The sequence below is a fragment of the Melioribacter sp. genome (genome assembly GCF_049325435.1).
Lineage (GTDB): Bacteria > Bacteroidota > Ignavibacteria > Ignavibacteriales > Melioribacteraceae > Melioribacter > Melioribacter roseus.
In genome coordinates, this window is sequence record NZ_JBMOLD010000012.1 from 1 (window position 1) to 21,712 (window position 21,712).

Sequence of the window (21,712 nt, forward strand, 5' to 3'; positions counted from 1 at the left end):
GACTGCCGATAGCTTAAACTCTTTGTCGTAGGTTCTTCTTGTTTGTCCCATCTTAGTGTTCTCCTATATTTGTTTTAATTTAAATATAGTTGCTTTTCTGTCTGTCTACAAGATGGGGGCAAGATCACAACTACGTATGGTCGTGATGGTAAGGGTTGTATATTTGTTAAATCTGCTGGTAACCAAGGAAGTGAAGGTATAACTTTCCCTGGAAGATATTCAAAGGTACTCGCAGTAGGAGCAATAGATTCAAATGACATCCGAGTACCAATCAGCAGTTATGGTCCAGAATTAGATGTAGTGGCACCAAGTAATATTTTTTCAACAGATATTTCTGGTGATGCAGGATTAAAAAGTGGAGATTATTTCGGTTATTTTCAGAATACCTCTTCAGCAGCGCCACAAGTCGCTGGTTTAGCTGGATTAATATTATCTCTAAATAATAATCTATCAGAGGAAGAAGTTAGTAAAATTATTTGTTATACTGCTGATGATGTAAACACTAATGGATTTGATAATGAAACTGGCTGGGGAAGAATTAATGCTTACAGAGCACTTAATGCAATAAATCATACTACAGTTAATGGAATTTTGCCAAGTGAAGAAATATGGTTTGGAACAATCAACTTAACTGGGAATGTATTCGTCCCTAGCAGTGCCAGGTTAACTATCCTTTCAAGTGCAATTATATATTTGGGTACTAATTCAATCATTTCCACTGGTGGCACAATACATGTGGAAGATGGAGCAACAATAAACGGCTTGCGAGCAAAGTTGAAAAATACATATTCATCAAGCTATAAAGGATTATTCAGTACAGTTCAATCAGCAATCGATAATGCCGGTCAGTTAGATGAAATTCATATAGTAGGCGGACCATACAACGAAAACTTAAACATATCTAACAAAAATAGTATTTCAATCTACAGTGGGATAATCAATGGTACTATAACAGCGACTAATTCTCCAGGTCTGCAAATATTCGGAACAGAGTGCAATGCAATCTATTTGAACAACTGCACATTTCCAGTATTTAATAATGTATATATTTATGGGAACGGCTCAGGAACAGGATTGAGTCTTTACAACACGGATTATAATCCGGGAAATATGTTTAACACAATGGTCTGGAATTTTTCAACAGGATTTTATGCAAGCAACAGCTGGTGTTACTTAAATTCCGGAAATATATTTTATGAAAACAGCAGTGGAGTTGTATCTGCTTATAACTCAAACCTTAGTTTATACTATAATGAACTATGCAACATATCAGGATATCATTTGACAGCAGGGTACGGCGGATATATTTATGCACTGGGATGTTATTATGATAATGGAGTACCACGAATATTCCAGAACTATGGCACAGTAGAAGTTAATGGAGCGAATGTTTGTACTTTACCGAAAAGGAGCAGCACTGCAGAAAACATAAACACAGAAATAAGGAATGAACCAGTCGAAGGGGAATTCAAAGAGATTAATAATATGTTATATGATTTATCAAATCGTGTAAATGATGATATAACACGGAGTGGAAAATTTAATAAAGAGAAATTTCGAAATGAATATGTAAGTGTAACAAACAGACTGAAGAATTATATTGAAAGGAATACTGATTCAAATCTTTCAGGAGCTGTCCTTACCACAGCAGTTCATTGTTTCAGAAGAATTGAAGATTATGAATCGATGAAGGATTTTCTTGAAGGTATAAGTAAGAATGTAAACATAAGAAATGAAATAAGAAACTTAGCAAAGAGATACATGATAGATTATTATTCTAAAAAGGAAGACTTCTTCACAGCTTTATCTATTGCAGATGAAATAATACAAGAAGAAAAATCCAATAAAAATTTTGTTAATGATGCTTTATATGCCAGAGGATTGATATATGCACATAATCTGAAAGAAGTAAATAAAGCTAAAAAATGTTTTGATGAAATAGTAAAAAATAGTTCGGATAAGAATTTGATAGAATTAGCAGAGAATCAGTTAAAGTTGTTAGGATATGAAACAGAAAAAGAGAAGAAAGAAGTTATAAGTAAAATTTCGAACTCAAAAATAGAAATCAGCAATTATCCCAACCCATTCAATCCATCAACAGTAATCAGTTATCAATTACCGGAAAGAAGTTTGGTAACAATAAAAGTCTATGACATTTTAGGGAGGGAAATAGCAACACTTATAGATGAATATCAGGAAGCAGGAACTTACAGTGTGGAATTTTCAGCAGATGAATATCAACTTTCGAGCGGAATATATTTTTACACGTTGAAAGCGGGGAATAATTATGCAGTTAAGAAGATGTTGCTGGCGAAGTAGGTTAAATTACAAGTATTGCCATATTCGCGTTTAGGTCCGGGCGCCTGCCTACCGGTAGGGAGGTTCTTCGTGCGGGAGTTAGGGGGTTTAAAGATAGAGATTCTACACCCGCCGATGGCGGGTTCAGAAAGACATAAAGTATTAATTTTACTTTCACCATTGTATTGAATATTGCGAACGCTGTAATTTGTCTTTCTAAGGAGATCCGACGTAGACGGAACGACGAAGAATCTGTATGACAATTTGATTTACTTAACTGACTTGGAGATTCTTCCTCCGCCTGCGGCGGGGTCAGAGTGACCATGATCTTTGCATCCGTGGCGCGCTATGAGGTTTAATTTGAGTTTGCTTCGCCGGTTGCATTTTGCTTTTCCCTCGCAAAGGCAAGCTCGCAGTTAGAGCGTAAGGATGCAGTTATACAAATGCTTAATTGGGAATATTTAAAATAAAATCAGGGCGTCCGTAATCATCCGTTAAATCGTAATTCCGGACTGCCCCGTTAATATGATTTGATTAATTCGCAGCGCCGGCGTCTTCTTCGTCTTTATCCGCCTTCTCGTATTTTCTTCCCATTATGTAAGCCGCTACAAATCCCAGACCGGTCAACACAAAAATCATGAACGGTATCCATTCCTCCGAACCCGTCGCGTTTTCGAAAAGCATTCCCAATCCCAATCCGAATCCGAAAAAGACCAGTATGATTCCGGCTTTTAACAAACCGTAGCCGTTCTTTTTATAACGCATTAATTCTATCATCTGTTCGTAAGAGAGCCCTTTTTCTATCATTAACTGTTTTTCCCTCGAACGGAAATAGAAATACATTATAATTACCAATCCTGTTACGAGAATTGATATTATCGGTATAAATAAAGCGATTGTGCCTTCCATTTTATCCTCCGCATTGTAATAAGTTTTTTTTCTACCTCTTTTGACATATATTGACGTTTGAAAGGTTACAAAAAAAATTTATAAAAATTGTAACCCGGAATACTCCTTTTCACGTCTAAATATGCGATGAAAAATCTAAGCGACATAGAAATAATCGAATCGGTTAAACGGGGCAACGACGCCGATTTTACTTTGATTGTAGACAGGTACAAGGACAAAGCTTTTAATTTGCTCAAACGAATGCTGAAGAACGATATGGACGCAGAGGAAGCGCTTCAGGACAGTTTCCTGAAAGCTTTCAGATATTTAACTCAATTCAGGGAAGAAGCCAGTTTCTCCACTTGGTTTTACAGGATTGTCTATAATACCGCTCTCAGCGTAATCGCTTCGAAAAAAAGGAAGATCGAAAAAGAGATGGCTTCGCTTGAGGACATGCCCGAACTTATCAGTTACGATCGCGAAATTTACGCCAAAGCAGAAAATCCGGAAGAGTATTTAATGAAACTAATAGATAAATTGCCTGTAAGAAACGCGCTGGTTCTTATTCTTTATTATATCGACGGGTTGTCGCTCAACGAGATAAGTCGCGTTATGGATATTTCGCTTGTGAATGCCAAAGTGCTGCTGCATCGTTCCAGAAATATACTGAGAGATTTGCTGTTAAAGCATAATTATCAGGAGGAGATATTATGAACATAGATGAATTGCTCAACGACTATATCGACGGATCTGCCGACTCGAATAAAATCAATGAGTTGAAAGAACTGCTGGAAAAAGATGAAACGACGGCAAAAAAATTGAAAGCTCTGAAAGCCGTCGATGTTTTAATGCGTCGAATGGATTACGAAAAAGCTCCGCGTGATTTTTCGGAAAAATTTGCCGCGGCATTGGCTAAAAATGGAGCGGTCAAAAAAGTACGGAAAGATTTTGTTACTCCAACGATATTGTCTTTATTTTTGACCGTAATGTTAGGCATTCTCGCCGTTTCTTTTTATTACAGTTACAAAACAATCGACAATACAGGCGCGTTAACCGGGATTTTGAGGGACGTTTCAAACGGTATAAATTTTATCGCCGGCAATAAACTGTTCCACCTTCTCGGCGCTTCGGTTTCATTGATTGCGTTGACGATTCTCTATTTGTTGAACGAAACGCATCGTCGTTTCCGCAAAAAGCTTAAAGACCTCTGATCTTCAAGCTTAATAAACAATTTCGTTTCCCCCTGTATTTATGTTAAAATTCCAGCGCAAGTAAATTTTGAGTTGCTTTTCGGTAAAGCCTGATTCCTATTGAATGTTTATTCGAGTATTGTCGTTAATAACTGTCAGAGCATTATATAATTTATTATTTTTGTGTGTAAAAAAAGGAAGACTATGAGCGTAAAAGCGGGTTTCGTTTCGATCATAGGAAAACCGAATGTTGGAAAATCGACTTTGATGAATGCGTTAATCGGCGAAAAGCTGTCGATTACAGCCAATAAACCTCAAACAACGCGTAAAAAAATTATCGGAATTCTTTCGGACGAAAATTATCAAATTATCTTTCAGGACACGCCGGGAATTCTCAATCCCGAATATTTAATGCAGGAAAGAATGTATGAATACATTACGGAAGCCGTTAAGGATGCCGATTTACTTTTGTTTATGATCGATATTTCAACAGACCCTACGGGGCAACGCACGCTTTCGGACGAAAGGGTTTATAATCTCCTTAAAGACAAGTCGATTAAAAAAATTCTGCTTATTAATAAAGTCGACTTGGTTTCACAAAACGAAGTGGAAGCCCTTATTCGACAGCTCGAAAAAAATGATTTGTTCGAAAAAATAATACCGATTTCGGCTACGGCGAATTATAACCTTCAAACCGTTATCGATACTATACTCGAATATTTGCCCGAGCATCCGAAGTACTTTCCCGACGATCAATTGAGCGACGCAAACGAAAGATTTTTTGTTTCGGAAATTATTCGGGAAAAAATATTCGAAATGTACCAGGAAGAAATTCCTTACAGTACTGAAGTGGTAATCGAAGAATTCAAAGAACGCGAAAACGCCAAAGATTATATAAGGGCGGTTATCGTAGTCGAAAAAGAAACTCAAAAACCGATAATAATCGGCGCCAAAGGCGAAATGATTAAAAAGCTCGGCAGAAAAGCGCGCGAAGCCATCGAAGCTTTTCTCGGCAGGGAAGTTTATCTGGAACTTTTCGTTAAAGTAAGAGAAAAATGGCGTTCCAATCCGCATATGCTTAAATCATTCGGTTATATCAAACCAGATGAAAAATAAATTTTCCCCGGCTCATTTTATCGGAGAAGGCGCCCTGCTGTTAATGACAATTATCTGGGGCGGAACATTTGTTATCGTTAAAGAAGCTTTAAATGATATTACTCCGATGCTTTTTATCGCGGCGCGTTTTTCAATTGCTTCGTTACTGGTATTTACGTTTCTTCTTTTTAAGCGTTATCAATTGAACAGTTCCGCATTGCGCTCCGGCTTTTTGCTTGGATTTTTTCTGTTCCTCGGTTTCGCTTTCCAAACTGCCGGATTAAAATATACTACTGCGACCAAATCGGGTTTTATTACGGGCTCGCTTGTTGTGATGATTCCCGCATTACAGTTGTTGATTGAAAAGAAAAAGCCCACCAAAGGCGCTTTGATGGGAACGGCGCTAGTTTTCGTCGGAATAATTTTTCTGTCGAGCGGAAGCGCCGCTCCCTCGAGTTTCCTGGCGGAATTCGGTAAGGATTTTAATACGGGCGATTATCTGACATTGATTTGCGCGCTTTTTTTCGCGCTTCATGTGGTTTATATGGATATCCTTTCGCCTGGTCATGATTTCTGGCTCCTCTTTTTTGCGCAATTGATTACCGTGGCGGCGCTTGCTTGGATAACAGCCATATTCTTTCATTCCGTTTCTTTTGAAAGTCTCTATCTGAATATTAACGGGAATTTGATAAACGGTATTCTTTATACGTCGGTGTTGGCTACTTTTGTTAATTTCGGATTGCAGACAAGATTTCAAAAAGAAGTAAGCCCCACGAAAGCGGGGATTATTTATTCGTTCGAGCCGATTTTTGCCGCGCTGTTCGCTTACTTTTTACTCAACGAAAAAATCAGTAATTTTGGAATGATTGGCGGCGTTTTTATATTCGGCGGACTGATAATTTCAGAAATCTACGATTATTATTTTAACGGCGGAAAGAAAACTTAAAAAATGAAACGCGCAGAAATTATCGTGAACGGACTCGTACAGGGCGTAGGATTCCGATATTATGTTCTGCGCCATGCGCAAAAACTGGGACTCAAAGGCTACGTCAAAAATCTTTTCAGCGGCGAAGTCCTTACTGTGGTGGAAGGGGAAGAATATAAAATAGAAGAATTGTTCAATCTGATTAAGATCGGGCCTCCGATGTCCGACGTTAAAAATGCTTTTATAAAATGGTTCGAACCAAAAAATGAATTCACAAAATTCGAGATAAGATATTGAAACAAGATTACAGAATCGGCTTCGGATTCGACGTGCACCGTTTTTCGAGAGATCGGTTATTGGTGCTCGGCGGCGTTGTAATTCCTTATGAATTCGGTCTGGACGGTCATTCGGATGCGGATGTTTTGTTGCATGCAATTTGCGATGCGATGCTCGGAGCTCTCGCTCTGGGCGATATTGGCAAGCATTTCCCGAATACAAGCCAGGAATTCAAAAATATCGACAGTAAAATATTGCTTGCCAAGTCAAATGATTTGATTAACGGTAAAGGATACATTGTAAATAATATCGATTCGACGCTTGTTCTGGAATTACCCCGGTTGTCTCCTTATATCTCGCTGATGCAAAACGAAATTGCTTCGGTATTGAAAATCGAATCCGATAGAGTTTCGGTCAAAGCCACTACTTCCGAACGGCTCGGTTTTACGGGCAGAAAGGAAGGCATTGCCGCCTATGCCACAGTTCTACTTACGAGGAAAGAATCTTAATGCTCGAAGAAATTATTTCATACATTGCCAATCTCGATCCCGCTTTAATATATCTTACGATGTTTTTTTTCGGATTTATTGAAAATATCTTCCCGCCTTCACCCAGCGATTTTGTGGTTGTGCTCGGCGCCACCTTGATTGCGAATAATACGATCGATTTTGTACCTCTGGTATTGATTGCAAGCGTAGGCAGCGGCGTCGGTTACATTATAATGTATTATATCGGCAGAAAATTGGGCGACGGGGTTATTCGTAACGGCAGATTTAAGTTTATTAAAAAAGAATCGCTCGACAAAGCCGACAGATGGTTCGAAAAATACGGTTATAAATTGATACTTATAAACCGCTTTTTACCAGGCACACGGGCGGTTATCAGCTTTTTTACCGGTCTTCATAAACTGCAGCCTTCGAAAACCATCGTCTATGCTTTTGTGAGCTCATTGCTGTGGAATATACTGCTCGCCATTCTGGGATATACTATAGGAAATAACATAGAACTGATTGATAAGATCTTGAACACTTATTCCAACGTCGGCTTAATGGCGACGTTGGCGGCGGTTGCAATTGCGTTTATTGTATATTACAGAAAAAAGAAAAATAAAACCCGCAGAGACGAAAGTACATGAAAATTTTTAAGAAGTATAGAGCGGTTCTTACTCCCCGGCAAAAATCCGCTTTAAAGAAAGAACGACTTATGGTTATCCTCAGCGGATTATTGCTCGGTTTGTCTTTCCCGCCGTTTCCCGTTCCGGTTTTCATTTTCTTCGCTTTTATACCGTACTTTAAAGTAATAGAAAACCGTAATTCTCTCGGAGAAATCAATCGAATCAGTTATTTGATGAATTTTGTTTTCAGTCTTGTAACGTTATACTGGGTGGGCAGCTGGACAAAAGAAGCCGATCCTTTTCTGATGATTTCCGGAGCGCTGTTGCTGTTTGTCAATCCGGCTCTCTACCTGATTCCTTCGACCCTCTACTATTTTTCTAAAAAAACGTTCGGAAAGAAAATATCGCTTTTGCTCTTCCCGTTCTTCTGGCTCGCTTTTGAATTTCTTTACTCGGTTACAGATCTCAGATTTCCGTGGCTTGCTTTAGGGAACGGCGTCGTTAAATTCAATTATTTTATACAGATTGCCGACATCGTCGGAGCGTACGGATTAACGTTAATAATATTATTTATAAATGTTTTTATCTATCTGTCGATTAAAGAAAGAGGAAGAAACAAAAAGTTATTTGTCTATTATTCAACGGCGGCGTCGCTCGTTTTCATTGCGGTTATTGTCTACGGCTCTCTGAAAGTAAGCTCATACGAAAAGTCCGGAAAGAAGATAAAAGTAGGATTAATTCAACCCGACTTCAATCCATGGAAAAAATGGGAAGCTGGAAATCTGGATGAACAGTTGGAAATATACCTGAAATTGTCGGAAAAAGCTGCGCGGGAAAATGCAAAACTGATCGTCTGGCCGGAATCGGCTTTGCCTGTTTATCTGCTGTCGGGAAATTATGAAAACGAAGTCCGTAAAATTCATGAATTCTGCGACCGGAATAACGTCTATTTGATGACGGGAATGCCCGACATCAACTTTTTCTATGAGGACGATACTGTCCCCGAAGATGCAAAACAAACAGCCGGCGGCATAAAATATACTTCTTACAATTCGATACTTTTCTTCTCGCCTTTCAAAAGAGATGTTGAAAAATACGCCAAGATAATGCTGGTGCCGTTTGGCGAAAGAGTTCCTTTTTTGGAGGAGTTGCCGTTGCTCGATAAATTAATTACCTGGCAGGTCGGAATATCGAGCTGGAACGTCGGTAAAGAAATAAAAATTTTCGAACCGAATAAATATTTCAAAGTTGCGGGCGTTATTTGTATCGAATCGATATACCCGTATTTTGTGTCAAAGTTTGTCGACAAAGGCGCTGAATTGATTGTTGTCGTTACCAACGACAGTTGGTACGGTTATTCGAGCGGTCCGTTTCAGCATAAAGAATTTGCGCAATTGAGAGCGGTCGAAAACAGACGCGCTGTAGTTAGAGCGGCTAACGGCGGAATCAGTTGCATAATCGACCCGCTCGGCAGGACAATTTCGCAAACCGGTCTTTTTGAAAGAACATATCTTGCGGGTAACGCCGAATTACGAAACGATAAAACTTTTTTTACGAGCTATCCGCTTCTGTTTCCTTCGATTTCATTAATGATATCTGGAATTGTAATTGTAATGTTTTTAATAAAAAGGGTAATAAAAAATGAAAAAAGCAATTGACTTAAGAAGCGATACCGTCACAAAACCATCCGAAGAAATGAGAAAGGCTATGTGCGCCGCCGAAGTGGGAGACGATGTTTATAAAGAAGATCCTACCGTAAATTTATTGGAAGAGTACGCAGCCGAATTACTCGGTAAAGAAGCGGCTCTTTACGTGCCGAGCGGCGTAATGGGCAACCAAATTTGTCTGAATGTTTTAACGAGTCCTGGCGACGAAGTGATATGCGAAAAAGATTCTCATATATTTCAATACGAATCCGGTTCGCCGGCGGCGCTCAGCGGTTTACAACTTTCTCTTGTTGAAGGAGATAAACGCGGAATTTTTACAGCCGATCAAATTGAGCCGCTTATTCGTCCCGAAAGCGCGTATTATATGGCCCGCACAAAAGTTGTCGAAATTGAAAACACTCACAACAGAGCCGGCGGTACGATTAATCCTGTTGAAAATATCAAAGCAATATCCGAATTGGCGCGGAAATATAATCTGGCAATGCATCTCGACGGAGCTCGTATATGGAACGCTTATGTGGAAACAGGCGTCAAACCGTCTGAATACGCCGCATATTTCAATACCGTTTCCGTATGCCTTTCCAAGGGGCTGGGCGCTCCTGTCGGCTCGATAATAGCCGGCACAAAAGAAATGATCAAAGAAGCTTTCCGGGTTCGCAAAGCATGGGGCGGCGGTATGCGACAGGTGGGAATCTTAGCGGCAGCGGGACTTTACGCGCTTAAAAACAATATAGAAAGACTGAAAGAAGATCATTTGAAAGCAAAAAAGTTCGCCGAACTATTAGCCGAAAATAAATTCATAAAAATCGATACTTCGCTTGTCGAGACGAATATCGTTATGTTCTCTCCGTTGCGAGTTTCCGCGGACGATTTTATTGTAAAGTGTAATGAAAAAGGACTGTTATTAGGAGCGGGAAAAGTCGGAGGCATTCGAGCCGTTACTCATATGGACGTCGACAACGAAGATATAATCGAATCCGCAAAAATTATCGAGCAGATTGCCTGATAATTTATTAGTTTAGCGTCGAAATTATGAGGTCGAAATGAACCTCGTATTCGATATCGAAACTACCGCTTACGATTTCGAAAGTCTGGAAGAATCGCAGCAGGAATTTCTGTTAAGATATGCGGAACAGGAAAAAGACGAAATTCTGAGAGCGGAAAAAATCGAAGAAGCCAAACGTTTTCTCAATCTCTATCCCTTCACGGCAAAAGTTATTGTTATCGGTATGTTGAATACCGAGAGCGAGCATTCCTTGATTTTGTTTGAATCGGAAGATAATGAAGAGTGGCGGAACGAAGAGGGAACAATAAATTACAAAGGCATGTCCGAAGTTGAAATGTTAAATACCTTCTGGAATTATGTCAATAAAGTCGAGAGCGTAATTACATTCAACGGCAGAGCTTTCGATATCCCTTTTCTGATGCTGCGTTCGGCAAAACTGGGAATAAAACCCTCAAGGAATCTTATAGCGCGCCGTTACGATACGAATTTGCATATTGACCTTTTGGAACAATTTACATTTTACGGGCTTACCAAAAAATTCAATCTTGATTTCTATTGCCGTTCGTTCGGTATCGAATCTCCCAAATCCGAAGGAATTACCGGAATGGAAGTTAACCAGTTATACAGGGCGGGGCGAATCAAAGAAATTGCCGTCTACTGCAGCCGTGACGTACGGGCTACGTTCGAACTTTATAAAGTATGGAAAAAATATTTATACGACGAACGATGAACTATAAATATTCCAGAAGAGAATATTCCAGAAATATCAAAACGGCGATTGCTCTAAGTCTGTTAATTACTATAATTATTTTTATTTCAATTCCGCCCGTAGAACCGGAGGAAAAATCTCCTTCGGCCTTAGAAAACGCAATCATCAATTTGATACCGATACCTCATACTGCTCAACGCGAAGAAGTATTTTCGAAAAGACCCGTAAAAGTAAATTTGAATTTTGGACTAACTAGCGAAGAACTTGATTTACTTGACGATGTTCAAATATCATACTCAGACAGCGTCAATAAAGAGCATGTCGATGCAAAAAATATCATTCGCGCTCCAATTTATGTTACGCCGGTCCAGATAAGCGAAGTTGTCCCTCCGGAAAATATAAATGCGAAAGGCAGATTGTTGTTGAAGCTCTGGATCGATTATAAAGGCAAACCGGTTAAAAGCGAAATTGTCAGTTCAACTCTTTCGCCTTTGGAAGCTACTCGAACTGTCGTCGAAATGGCAATGAAATCGGAGTGGCTCGTAGAATATCAGTCGCCTGATTCACTTTATATTGTATTCAAGGAATACAATTTCAATTAATCGTTTGAACGCAACTCAATTTTATTGACCTCCTAAATTAAAACAATTATATTGAGACAAATATTAGGAGGGAAAAATGAATTTTACAAATATCATCGAATTTATACGAGATAATCTTCCACAGATCTCGCATGCCTATTACGAACAGATAAAGAAAACCGAATTGATGAAAAACTACCGAAGACTTTCGGAAAAAGAAGTAATAGCGCGCGAAGAACGGGTGTTCGAAAATTTAATCGAATGGCTGCAGACGGGCGCATCTAACGACAAAGCGGAGAAATATTTCGAAAAAGTAGGCGCCGAAAGATTCAAAGAAGGATTTCCTCTTACCGAAGTAAATTATGCGCTTTACATTACCAAAAAGGTTTTCTGGAGTTTCATTGCATGGAAGAAAGAACTGTTCGGTTTCGGCGACGAGGAAGGGGAAATCGATTTTTCACTGATAATGGAATATGTTACGATATTAAATAATTTTTTCGATCTGGGGAATTTCTATATCATCCGCGGTTATATCGGGGAATTGTTCGAACAATTGGAAGAGACGGCAAGCATGAGCAAAGAAGAAATTAAAAAAATCCTGATGCACGGCGCTTTCGACGATAACGATTTTAATAAAGACGAAATAATATGGCATCATATTTAACGAGGCGGGCATTAACCAAACTACCCGCCTTATTATCGTCCGTCTGTTATGAGTATTAAAAACGCCGTCATATACGTTCCCGGCGAAGAGATACACTTAAGTTCCGCTAATCTTAAAATAGACGAAAGGACTTTGCTGGAAATAATACGCGCTCGCCTCGAATCGCATTTCGATAAAGTTTATATTATTGCTCCGGATACTTTGGCGGAGAAATATAATTTTAAGTTCGCAATCGAAAACAAAGCCGAGGGGCTCGGTATTATATCGGCCGTTTATTCCGCTTTGACTCATATCGACGCTCCCGGAATATTCATAACTACGTGTCTTCTTCCTTTCATTTCGGATGGCTTTATCGAATTCATGAAAACGCAACAGGGGAATCTATTGGTTTCCTCCGGAAAGAAAATTTGCTATCAAACGGGCATTTTTTCAAAATCAATTTTACCTTTGTTGAATCTAATTGTGGAAGATAATATTAAAGCCATGAATTTATATCGCGGGAAAAAAGAATTTACGTTTCATTTTGAAAATTTCATCGACAGAATTACGGCGGATATTATCGATATCGATTACGAAAAATTTTATTTCCGCGATCTGTTGTTTGAAATAAAGACGGTTGCGGATTTCGATTTTGTACGACAAAATTTGTTTTGATTTTTACGGGATTCAAATGACAAGAAGAAAATTTTTTAAAACTGCGAATAAAATCTTCGGCTTGTTTCTCATACTGATCGGCTTATGGGCGGCGGACGATAAAAAAAAGCAAAGCGCGGTCAGAAAAGTTATTATACCCGGAAGTTTGAACGAAGGCGTCAATTTTGTCGGAAATGTTATTGTCGTCAAGCGCGGCAAATCCCTCGAAGCCTTTGAAGCAATATGCACGCATCTGGGGTGTTTATTAAACAGAAAAATCGATAATAAAATTGTGTGCAACTGCCACGGCTCAGAATATAATTTTAACGGCGAAGCGATTAAAGGACCGGCAGTCAAATCGCTGAATAAACTCGTAATTCATGCGGATAAAAAATCTAAGAACCTTTACGTCTATGTCTGACCAAAAACAATATTTGAGAATTTTGGGAATTACATTCGGTCAGCTTGCATTCGGCATGTTTCTGATTGCCGTTGTAAGCGGTATATTGCTGGCTATTCCTTACGACGTACGAAATCCGTATGAATCGGTAACTCAAATATTGCTTCTGCCTCGCTTTAATTTCGTGCGAAGCCTGCATTACTGGAGTTCGCAGCTTTTTCTAGTTTTTACCGTACTTCACTTCTGGGATCATTTGAGATTGTCGACCGAATGCAGAGTTTCTAAAGCCGTATGGCTGCGACTTACAGTCAGTATTATTCTAGTAGTATATTTAATGTTGAGCGGATTTATACTCAAAGCAGACTCCGACAGTCTCCAAGCGCACAGTATCTTTAATTCTCTCCTTCAAAAAATACCGGTTGTCGGCGGAGGCGTATCGTATCTTTTTATGGGAAAGTTCGACGACCTTCAATTGCTCTACATTCATCATGCGGCAACCGCAACCGTATTTCTGCTGCTGTTCATAATAGAGCATGTTAAAAGTTACTGGCCTCAGTCCAAATCGATATTCTTAGGCGCAATAGCGGCAATTATTATGGGATTTATTCTGCCGCCGTTAATTCACGACGGATTTAATTCCGTTGTCAAAGGTCCATGGTATCTTGTGGGAGTACAGGAGCTCCTGCATTGGTTAAATTATCCGGAAATATTTTTATCCTTGGCGGTTTCTCTCCTTTTAATACTTTATATGCTGCGATTAACGGTAAAGAAAATTAATCTGTTCCTGAAAAAAACTTTGGCGTTGCTTTTTGTAATATACATATTCCTTTCGATAATCGGTTTTTATTTCAGGGGAGAGAACTGGAATTTCGAAGTCGGACTGAATGATAAATATAACTCCGGTTATAACGGCGCAATTTCTTTGAAGGAAATATTTTTAGCAAATGATTCAACGTACGAAAACCTTCGAAAAGCCGGCAACAGATACGAAGGGTGTGTAACGTGCCATTCTGGTATAAAAGGATTGGCAGCGTCCCACGACATTTCGGCGCTCGGGTGTTATTCATGCCATCGCGGCAATCCTTTTACGCTGAATAAAAAGAACGCTCACGAAAATATGATATTAATTCCGGGCAATCTGTCAAACGTCGAATATTCATGCGGTTCTCCGCAATGTCATCCTGATATAGTGCCGCGTGTAAATAATTCGATAATGACTACATTGAGCGGAATGATAAGCGTGAACAAGTTTGTGTTCGGTGAATTGGAGTCGCCGGATTCACTCGGACGAATTTCCGAAATCGGATTTTCCCCGGCTGAAAAACATTTGCGGAATTTATGCGCTTCCTGTCATCTTGGCAATGGGAAGACTGAATATGGAGAAATAGACGAAGAATCGAGGGGAGGCGGTTGTCTTGCATGTCACCTGGATTATTCGCCGGAAGCTTATGATGAATTAATCCGTTATAATAAAAATAAGGATGGATTCGTTCATCAATTTCATCCTTCATTGAAACTTCCCGATAACAATAAAAACTGTTTCGGGTGCCATTCGAGGTCGGGCAGAATTTCCACAAATTATGAAGGCTGGGCTGAAGTTAACGATTCAACATTAATCGATGCTGCGGATATGCGCAGGCTTAAAGACGGCAGGATATTCAAAAGAATGACGCCCGACGTTCATTCCGAAAAAGGAATGCTTTGCATCGATTGCCATCTTTCGTCGGAAATTATGGGAGACGGCAACAATTATGCTCACAAAGAACTGCAAACCAAAATTCAATGCACGGATTGCCACAGCGGCGAAGGGCGGAAAACGTTAAAAGTCGAAGAATTTGATTATGAATCCCGCAAGATTTCGGAGCTGAGAAATTTCGACCCTTCGAAAAATTATCTTCTTGCCGAAAAAAACAGTTTGCCGATTCCGAACGTTTTTGAGGACAACGGCAAAATAATGTTGATTAAAAAAGCGAGCGGTGAAATATCGGAAGCGCGTCGGCCGTTAAAACAATGCGCTAACGATAAAGCTCATAAAGACCTCGACTGCCAAAGTTGCCATACTTCCTGGGCAACGCAATGCATCGGATGCCATACGGAATACGACAAAACTTCAAAAGCTTACGATCACCTCGAAAAGAAAATCACAGTAGGCGAATGGATTGAACATGCCGGAGAATATCTCTCCGAGCCTCCTGTATTAGGAGTCGTAGAATCGGAAAACGTAAGAAGAATAACGACGTTTGTGCCGGGAATGATTATAAGCATCGACAGGGACAACAGAACTCATAACGATGAAATTATTTTCAAGAGGTTATATGCGCCTGCGTTTTCTCATACAATCCGTAAAGAAGCCAGAAGTTGCGAGTCGTGTCATATTAATCCGCTGGCTGTCGGATACGGCAGGGGAAAGTTAGCCCTTGACAAATCGGGCAAATGGATATTTATTCCTGATTATGCTCCGTCGGTTTATGATAACTTACCACAGGATGCCTGGATCGATTTTTTAAGAGAGCCTAAGTCAGATATAGCCACAAGGAAAAATTATCGTCCTTTTAATCTTGAAGAGCAAAAGAAGGTATTGAGGGTGGGCGCCTGTTTGACCTGCCATCCCTCCGATTCTCAAATTATGAAAAAATCTCTTGAAAATTTTGATGATCTGCTCAATAAACTCTCGCCTGAATGTATAATTCCCGACTAAAATGGGTTTTTTATAATTTTTATCCTACCAAAATTAGCCATAATCAAAACCTTTTTGTTCTTCTAATAGAATAAAAAGAGCGTAAATCTTTTATTTCTCAAAGCTAAAATACTTTAATGTCGAAAATTCTTAATAACAGCAAAAACTATATCTAAAAATCTAATTTTAGCTATTTTATTAAATGGCAGGATAGTTGATATTTATAAATATAGCACAATGAAAGGGATGATATGTTTGATCAGATAGACAGACAAGAACCGATATTTCCGATTGGCACAGCGGCCAGAATTATCGGCGTTTCAGTTCACACACTGCGGATGTACGAGAGAGAAGGCTTGATAATTCCTTTTAAGAAGGAATCGAACCAGCGCCTTTTTTCGAAGGCCGATATCGAAAGAATCGAGTGTATCCGCAGGGCAATCAACGATTCGAAGATTAGCATCAACGGTATCAAAAGCATCTATTCCTTGATACCCTGCTGGGAAATTGTAAACTGTTCCGAAGAAGACCGCCAAAATTGTAAGTCATATAAATCACACGGAGAACCGTGCTGGAGCTTAAATCATCCCGGTACAATATGCGCAAAAAAAGAATGCCGTAGTTGTGAAGTATACAATAAATATACACAGTGCGGCGAAATAAAAGAATTGATCAAATCGATATCGAGGTAAAAATGAATTCGATTTCAAGAAGACGCTTTCTTAAAATAACGGGTTTCAGCGTTGGAGCCGCAGCGGCTGCAAGCGCTTTGAGTCCGGTGATTAAAGGAGCGGGCAAAGTTAACTCAAAAGACGTCAAAGGCATTAAAAAAATACCGACTTTTTGCGATATCTGTTTCTGGAAGTGCGCCGCCATTGCGTATGTAAAAGACGGAAAACTCTGGAAGATCGAAGGCAATCCGAAAGATCCGTTGAGCAAAGGCAGATTATGCCCGCGAGGCACCGGCGGCGTTGGCGCGCATTACGACCCGGACAGACTGCGCGCTCCGTTGATCAGAACGCGCGAGCGAGGCGAAGAAAAATGGAAAGAAGTTACATGGGACGAAGCGCTCGATTTTATCGCTTCCAAAATGAAAAACATCAAAGAAAAGTACGGACCCGAATCCGTTGCAATGTTTTCTCACGGAATCGGCGGCACATTTCTAAAGCACACTTTGAAAGCTTACGGCGCGATTAATTTCGGCGCGCCTTCGTTTGCTCAATGCCGCGGTCCTCGCGACGTCGGTTTCGAACTCACTTTCGGCGATATAATCGGCTCGCCGGAAAAAACCGACATTGAAAACGCCCAGTGCCTTACTCTGATCGGTTCTCACCTGGGCGAGAATATGCACAATACCCAGGCTCAGGAATTTGCCAAAGCAATTGAAAATGACGCCACGATTATTGTCGTTGATCCGCGTTTTTCAGTTGCCGCTTCAAAAGCCAAATACTACCTGCCCATTAAACCCGGAACCGACACAGCTCTTTTGCTTGCATGGATGAACGTTATTGTTTCCGAAAACTTATACGACAAAGAATTCGTCGGTAAATACGGATTCGGTTTCGGACAGTTCAAAGAAGAAATTAAACAATATACTCCGGAATGGGCTTATCCCGAAACGGGAATTGAACCCGAATTAATCAGGAAAACCGCCAGGACAATGGCAATGCACAAGCCGGCATCGTTGGTTCATCCAGGCCGCCATACAACCTGGTACGGAAACGACGCTCAACGAATGAGAGCAATCGCTTTGTTGAACGCTCTGCTCGGTAACTGGGGCAGAAAAGGCGGATTTTATTTCCCCGCAAAATTCCCGGTGCCAGCTTATCCTTATCCGCCTTATCCGAAACCTGAGAAAGATAAACTCGACAATCCCGGTCATAAATATCCTTTCGCATCAGAAGAAATTACAACGGGCATTCGCGAAGCTACAATTACAGGCGAACCTTATCCGATTAAAGGATGGTTCATCTATGCGACGAATCTGATTCATGCTTTGCCCAATCAGGAAGAAACTATTAAGGCTATTCAAAATCTCGATCTCCTTGTGGTCGTAGACGTAATCCCGAGCGAAATTGCCGGCTGGGCTGACGTTGTATTACCGGAATCGGTTTACCTCGAACGATACGACGAATTAAATACTGCCCCGTTCAGAGAACCTTTTGTTTCGCTGCGACAGCCTGTTGTCGATCCGCCAGCCGATCAAAAACCGAACTGGTGGATTGCAAAAAGACTGGCTGAAAAATTGGGTCTTAAAGAATATTATCCGTGGAAGAATATTGAAGAATATCTCGATTACAGACTTAAAAAAGCAGGGCTTAGCCTCGACTTGATGAAGAAAGAAGGCGTTGTTACCGCCTCGGGTCAACCGATATACGTAGAGGACGGAATTGAACCGGAATTCTATACTCCTTCGGGAAAAGTCGAATTTTATTCCGTTCAGTTACAGCAAGCCGGATTCGACCCGGTGCCCAAATACGAAAAACCGGAGGATCCGCCTCCTGGATATTACCGTCTACTGTTCGGAAGAGCGCCGGTTCATTCGTTCTCGAGAACTCAGTCTAATCCGATTCTAATGGATATGATGGAAGAAAACGAAATCTGGATCAACAACGACGTGGCAAACAGATGGGGTTTGAAAAGCGGTCAATATGTTCGCCTTAAAAACCAGGACGGAGTTCTGAGCAATAAAATAAAAGTAAAAGCCACGGAGCGAATAAGACCGGATTCCGTTTATATGGTGCACGGCTTCGGTCATAATTCCAAAATGCTCAAAAGAGCGTTCATGAAAGGAGCCAGCAATTCCGAACTTATAACCCGCTATAAAACCGACCCCTTGATGGGAGGAACCGGTATGAATGTCAATTTTGTAACTTTTGTGACGGAGGTTTAACATGGCTCGATATGCGATGGTAATCGATACTAAAAAGTGCGTGGGTTGTATGGACTGCGTGGTCGCATGCAAAACGGAGAACAATGTGCCCGAAGGATACAACAGAGATTGGATTGTGCAGGTTACAACGGGTAAATATCCGGATGTTCATCTGGAAATTCAGTCGCAGCGGTGTAATCATTGCGATAATACGCCGTGCGTTTCCTGCTGCCCGACAGGCGCGAGCCATGTTCACGATGTGGGCAATGTGGTACTCGTAGACCACGATATGTGTATCGGTTGTAAAGCCTGTGTGGCTGCTTGTCCTTACGACGCCCGGTTTATTCATCCTGAAGGATACGCCGATAAATGTACTTTTTGCATACACAGAGTCGAAAAAGGCGAAGACCCGGCATGCGTTTCTGTTTGTCCGACTCATTGCATGCATTTCGGCGATTTAGACGACCCCGAAAGCGAAGTAAGTAAATTGCTTGCTTCCAGAAAATATCATACTCTATTACCCGAAGCAGGTACGAAACCTCGTATTTTTTATTTAATCTGAGGAGATTATGCAGGAACTGACAACCACTCGACATAATTTTCAAATCGACCCGTATACCCACGTATGGGGATGGGAAATCCCCGTGTATCTATTCCTCGGCGGTTTAGTCGCAGGAATGATGATTATTTCGGGTTACTTTTTGTTCAGCAAAAGATACAAAGAAACCAACTGCGCATGTTACACATTGCCTTTAATTAGTCTGATCCTTCTCAGTCTGGGTATGTTTGCGCTCTTTCTCGATTTGGAGCATAAGTTGTACGTTTGGAGGCTTTATACGACATTCAGAATTACGTCGCCTATGTCGTGGGGCGCCTGGATTTTAATATTGGTTTACCCTGTAATTATAGCAAATTTATTGATGGGACCGCCAAAATTGTTTGTCGATAAGTTTCCCGCGCTGAATAAAATTACAACTTACATAAATTCCCGCCAGCGTTTAATACAAAATATTGGAGTGGCAAATATGCTGCTGGGCGGAATGCTCGGAATTTATACGGGCGTTTTGTTGAGCACTATGGGTTCGCGCCCGCTTTGGAATACTTCGATATTGTCCGTTCTGTTTCTTGTGTCGGGGCTTTCCACCGCCGCTGCTTTTGTCCATATGATTGCAAAAAATGTTTATGAAAGAGAACTGCTGGCAAAAGCCGACAACGGTTTTCTTACGATTGAATTATTTGTGTTTGCGCTATTGCTTATCGGATTGACTACTTCGTCGGGCGTTCATATTGAAGCGGCAAAATTGTTAATAAGCGGAATTTATGCGCCGGCTTTCTGGGTCTTCGTTATCGGCATCGGTATTGTTATACCGCTTATCATTCAGTTGATGGCTGTAAATCACAAAATAAAACATACTCCCGTTGCGCCTGTGTTGGTTATTGTAGGCGGACTGATTCTGCGATTCATTATAGTTTATGCGGGGCAGTACAGCCATTATTTAAATGCGCACTTTAAGTGATATTTAGCAAAAGGAGAAATTAAATGGAAACGGTAACTGGAATATCTGCCGAAAGCAGAGTAGAAACCGCTGAAAAAACTTTTATGCCAAAACCGTACTCGAATCCTTATCTGGTCGGTTTCGGATTGGGGTTGGCGCTTCTGGCGGCTTTTGTTATTATGGGAAGAGGACTCGGAGCTTCGGGCGCCGCTTCGACGCTTGTCGCTGTCGGAGTGTCGAAAGTGGCTCCCGAGCATGCTTCGCAAAATGAATTTTATAAGAATTATTTGGGCGACGGCTCTACTAATCCGCTTAAAGATTGGCTATTGTTCGAAGTTATCGGTGTGGCTATCGGCGGATTCTTGTCGGGCAGTCTGGCGCACCGCGTCAAAAAAACTATCGAGAAAGGTCCGAACGTTAGCAACAGGACGAGATTGATTTACGCTTTCACGGGCGGAGCAATTATGGGCTTCGGCGCCAAGCTGGCGCGCGGATGCACGAGCGGTCAGGCATTGACCGGAGGCGCCCTGCTGGGTCTCGGCAGCTGGGTCTTTATGCTGGCGGTGTTTGCCGGAGGATATTTAACTGCATATTTTGTAAGGAGGCAATGGTTATGATGCCCTTTTATAAATTCGATTATTTCGGCTTCGATTTCAGTCTTGTAATCGCTTTTGTTATCGGAATCGGTTTCGGATTCGCGCTCGAACGGGGCGGATTCGGAAATGCCAGAATTCTTGCCGCTCAATTTTATTTGTATAATATGCGCGTTCTGAAAGTTATGTTTACCGCAATAGTTACCGCCATGCTCGGACTGTTTTACCTGGGATGGATCGGTTGGCTCGATTTGTCTTTGGTCTATATTTCCGACACTTATTTGATGCCTCAATTGATCGGAGGTTTATTGCTCGGAATCGGATTCGTTATCGGAGGCTATTGCCCGGGAACTTCAGTTGTTTCTTCGTCTACGGGTAGAATCGACGGCATGATTTATTTCCTCGGCATGTTCTTCGGTATCTTTGTCTTCGGCGAAATTTATCCATACATCACCGATTTTTATTATTCGACTGCCATGGGCAGAGTAACCCTGCCCGATTTCCTGGGGCTTTCGCACGGAATGGTTGTCTTTCTGGTTGTAGTCATCGCGCTTGGCGCTTTCCTTCTCGCTGAATGGACGGAAAAAATTATGAAAACAAAATCCGGGAGAGCAATAGAATGAAATCT

General features: G+C 40.9%; 23 protein-coding genes. 22 read left to right on the forward strand and 1 reads right to left on the reverse strand.

Features of this window, described 5'->3' with window-relative positions; genetic code table 11:
* Nucleotides 1–123 precede the first annotated feature (123 nt).
* Nucleotides 124–2,319 (forward strand): S8 family serine peptidase, encoded by a 2,196-nt coding sequence (locus tag ACOYVE_RS08060; RefSeq protein ID WP_226991000.1) that lies wholly within the window; start codon nucleotides 124–126, stop codon nucleotides 2,317–2,319.
* Between the two features lie 513 nt (nucleotides 2,320–2,832).
* On the opposite strand, the gene ACOYVE_RS08065 is transcribed toward ACOYVE_RS08060, so the two are convergent.
* A complete protein-coding gene (locus ACOYVE_RS08065) occupies nucleotides 2,833–3,207 on the reverse strand; it encodes a DUF6249 domain-containing protein (RefSeq protein WP_014856423.1) in 375 nt (124 codons plus the stop codon).
* A 126-nt stretch (nucleotides 3,208–3,333) separates the two neighbouring features.
* On the opposite strand from ACOYVE_RS08065, the gene ACOYVE_RS08070 reads away from it, so the two are divergent.
* From ACOYVE_RS08070 to ACOYVE_RS08170, 21 genes are all read left to right on the forward strand, one after another.
* Nucleotides 3,334–3,900, forward strand: a complete 567-nt coding sequence (locus ACOYVE_RS08070) for an RNA polymerase sigma factor (RefSeq protein WP_014856424.1) — start codon at nucleotides 3,334–3,336, stop codon at nucleotides 3,898–3,900.
* The gene (locus tag ACOYVE_RS08075) at nucleotides 3,897–4,397 is read left to right on the forward strand and encodes an anti-sigma factor family protein (RefSeq protein ID WP_014856425.1); all 501 of its coding nucleotides are present in this window, start codon (nucleotides 3,897–3,899) and stop codon (nucleotides 4,395–4,397) included. The genes ACOYVE_RS08070 and ACOYVE_RS08075 overlap by 4 nt, the downstream gene beginning before the upstream one ends.
* Before the next feature lie 183 nt (nucleotides 4,398–4,580).
* A complete protein-coding gene (gene era / locus ACOYVE_RS08080; protein ID WP_014856426.1) occupies nucleotides 4,581–5,492 on the forward strand; it encodes a GTPase Era in 912 nt (303 codons plus the stop codon).
* Entirely contained in the window at nucleotides 5,482–6,417 is a 936-nt protein-coding gene (locus ACOYVE_RS08085; protein ID WP_014856427.1) for a DMT family transporter, read from the forward strand. Before era ends, ACOYVE_RS08085 begins: the two co-directional genes overlap by 11 nt.
* 3 nt (nucleotides 6,418–6,420) lie before the next feature.
* Nucleotides 6,421–6,693 carry an acylphosphatase gene (locus ACOYVE_RS08090; RefSeq protein ID WP_014856428.1) on the forward strand — a complete coding sequence of 91 codons (273 nt, stop codon included), beginning with the start codon at nucleotides 6,421–6,423 and terminating at the stop codon, nucleotides 6,691–6,693.
* Entirely contained in the window at nucleotides 6,690–7,181 is a 492-nt protein-coding gene (ispF, locus tag ACOYVE_RS08095; RefSeq protein WP_422881501.1) for a 2-C-methyl-D-erythritol 2,4-cyclodiphosphate synthase, read from the forward strand. Before ACOYVE_RS08090 ends, ispF begins: the two co-directional genes overlap by 4 nt.
* Nucleotides 7,181–7,807 carry a DedA family protein gene (locus ACOYVE_RS08100; RefSeq protein ID WP_422881502.1) on the forward strand — a complete coding sequence of 209 codons (627 nt, stop codon included), beginning with the start codon at nucleotides 7,181–7,183 and terminating at the stop codon, nucleotides 7,805–7,807. Before ispF ends, ACOYVE_RS08100 begins: the two co-directional genes overlap by 1 nt.
* On the forward strand, nucleotides 7,804–9,444 hold the full coding sequence (gene lnt, locus ACOYVE_RS08105; protein ID WP_422881503.1) for an apolipoprotein N-acyltransferase: 1,641 nt from the start codon (nucleotides 7,804–7,806) through the stop codon (nucleotides 9,442–9,444). The genes ACOYVE_RS08100 and lnt overlap by 4 nt, the downstream gene beginning before the upstream one ends.
* Nucleotides 9,428–10,459: a threonine aldolase family protein gene (locus tag ACOYVE_RS08110; protein ID WP_422881504.1), complete on the forward strand. Its 1,032-nt coding sequence runs from the start codon at nucleotides 9,428–9,430 to the stop codon at nucleotides 10,457–10,459. The genes lnt and ACOYVE_RS08110 overlap by 17 nt, the downstream gene beginning before the upstream one ends.
* Before the next feature lie 37 nt (nucleotides 10,460–10,496).
* On the forward strand, nucleotides 10,497–11,189 hold the full coding sequence (locus ACOYVE_RS08115; RefSeq protein WP_422881505.1) for a ribonuclease H-like domain-containing protein: 693 nt from the start codon (nucleotides 10,497–10,499) through the stop codon (nucleotides 11,187–11,189).
* Nucleotides 11,186–11,770 (forward strand): hypothetical protein, encoded by a 585-nt coding sequence (locus tag ACOYVE_RS08120; protein WP_422881507.1) that lies wholly within the window; start codon nucleotides 11,186–11,188, stop codon nucleotides 11,768–11,770. The genes ACOYVE_RS08115 and ACOYVE_RS08120 overlap by 4 nt, the downstream gene beginning before the upstream one ends.
* A gap of 76 nt (nucleotides 11,771–11,846) precedes the next feature.
* A complete protein-coding gene (locus tag ACOYVE_RS08125) occupies nucleotides 11,847–12,413 on the forward strand; it encodes a hypothetical protein (protein WP_014856435.1) in 567 nt (188 codons plus the stop codon).
* 48 nt (nucleotides 12,414–12,461) lie between these two features.
* Entirely contained in the window at nucleotides 12,462–13,067 is a 606-nt protein-coding gene (gene mobA, locus ACOYVE_RS08130) for a molybdenum cofactor guanylyltransferase (protein WP_422881508.1), read from the forward strand.
* A gap of 16 nt (nucleotides 13,068–13,083) precedes the next feature.
* Nucleotides 13,084–13,467 carry a ubiquinol-cytochrome c reductase iron-sulfur subunit gene (locus tag ACOYVE_RS08135; RefSeq protein ID WP_014856437.1) on the forward strand — a complete coding sequence of 128 codons (384 nt, stop codon included), beginning with the start codon at nucleotides 13,084–13,086 and terminating at the stop codon, nucleotides 13,465–13,467.
* Nucleotides 13,460–16,144, forward strand: a complete 2,685-nt coding sequence (locus ACOYVE_RS08140) for a DUF4405 domain-containing protein (RefSeq protein WP_014856438.1) — start codon at nucleotides 13,460–13,462, stop codon at nucleotides 16,142–16,144. Before ACOYVE_RS08135 ends, ACOYVE_RS08140 begins: the two co-directional genes overlap by 8 nt.
* A 230-nt stretch (nucleotides 16,145–16,374) precedes the next feature.
* A complete protein-coding gene (locus ACOYVE_RS08145) occupies nucleotides 16,375–16,815 on the forward strand; it encodes a MerR family transcriptional regulator (RefSeq protein WP_014856439.1) in 441 nt (146 codons plus the stop codon).
* A gap of 2 nt (nucleotides 16,816–16,817) precedes the next feature.
* Entirely contained in the window at nucleotides 16,818–19,016 is a 2,199-nt protein-coding gene (locus ACOYVE_RS08150) for a molybdopterin-containing oxidoreductase family protein (RefSeq protein WP_014856440.1), read from the forward strand.
* A gap of 1 nt (nucleotide 19,017) precedes the next feature.
* On the forward strand, nucleotides 19,018–19,557 hold the full coding sequence (locus ACOYVE_RS08155) for a 4Fe-4S dicluster domain-containing protein (protein WP_014856441.1): 540 nt from the start codon (nucleotides 19,018–19,020) through the stop codon (nucleotides 19,555–19,557).
* Between the two features lie 7 nt (nucleotides 19,558–19,564).
* Nucleotides 19,565–20,512, forward strand: a complete 948-nt coding sequence (gene nrfD / locus ACOYVE_RS08160) for an NrfD/PsrC family molybdoenzyme membrane anchor subunit (protein WP_014856442.1) — start codon at nucleotides 19,565–19,567, stop codon at nucleotides 20,510–20,512.
* Between the two features lie 23 nt (nucleotides 20,513–20,535).
* A complete protein-coding gene (locus tag ACOYVE_RS08165) occupies nucleotides 20,536–21,108 on the forward strand; it encodes a YeeE/YedE thiosulfate transporter family protein (protein ID WP_014856443.1) in 573 nt (190 codons plus the stop codon).
* A complete protein-coding gene (locus ACOYVE_RS08170) occupies nucleotides 21,105–21,707 on the forward strand; it encodes a YeeE/YedE thiosulfate transporter family protein (protein ID WP_422881511.1) in 603 nt (200 codons plus the stop codon). Before ACOYVE_RS08165 ends, ACOYVE_RS08170 begins: the two co-directional genes overlap by 4 nt.
* Nucleotides 21,708–21,712 lie beyond the last annotated feature (5 nt).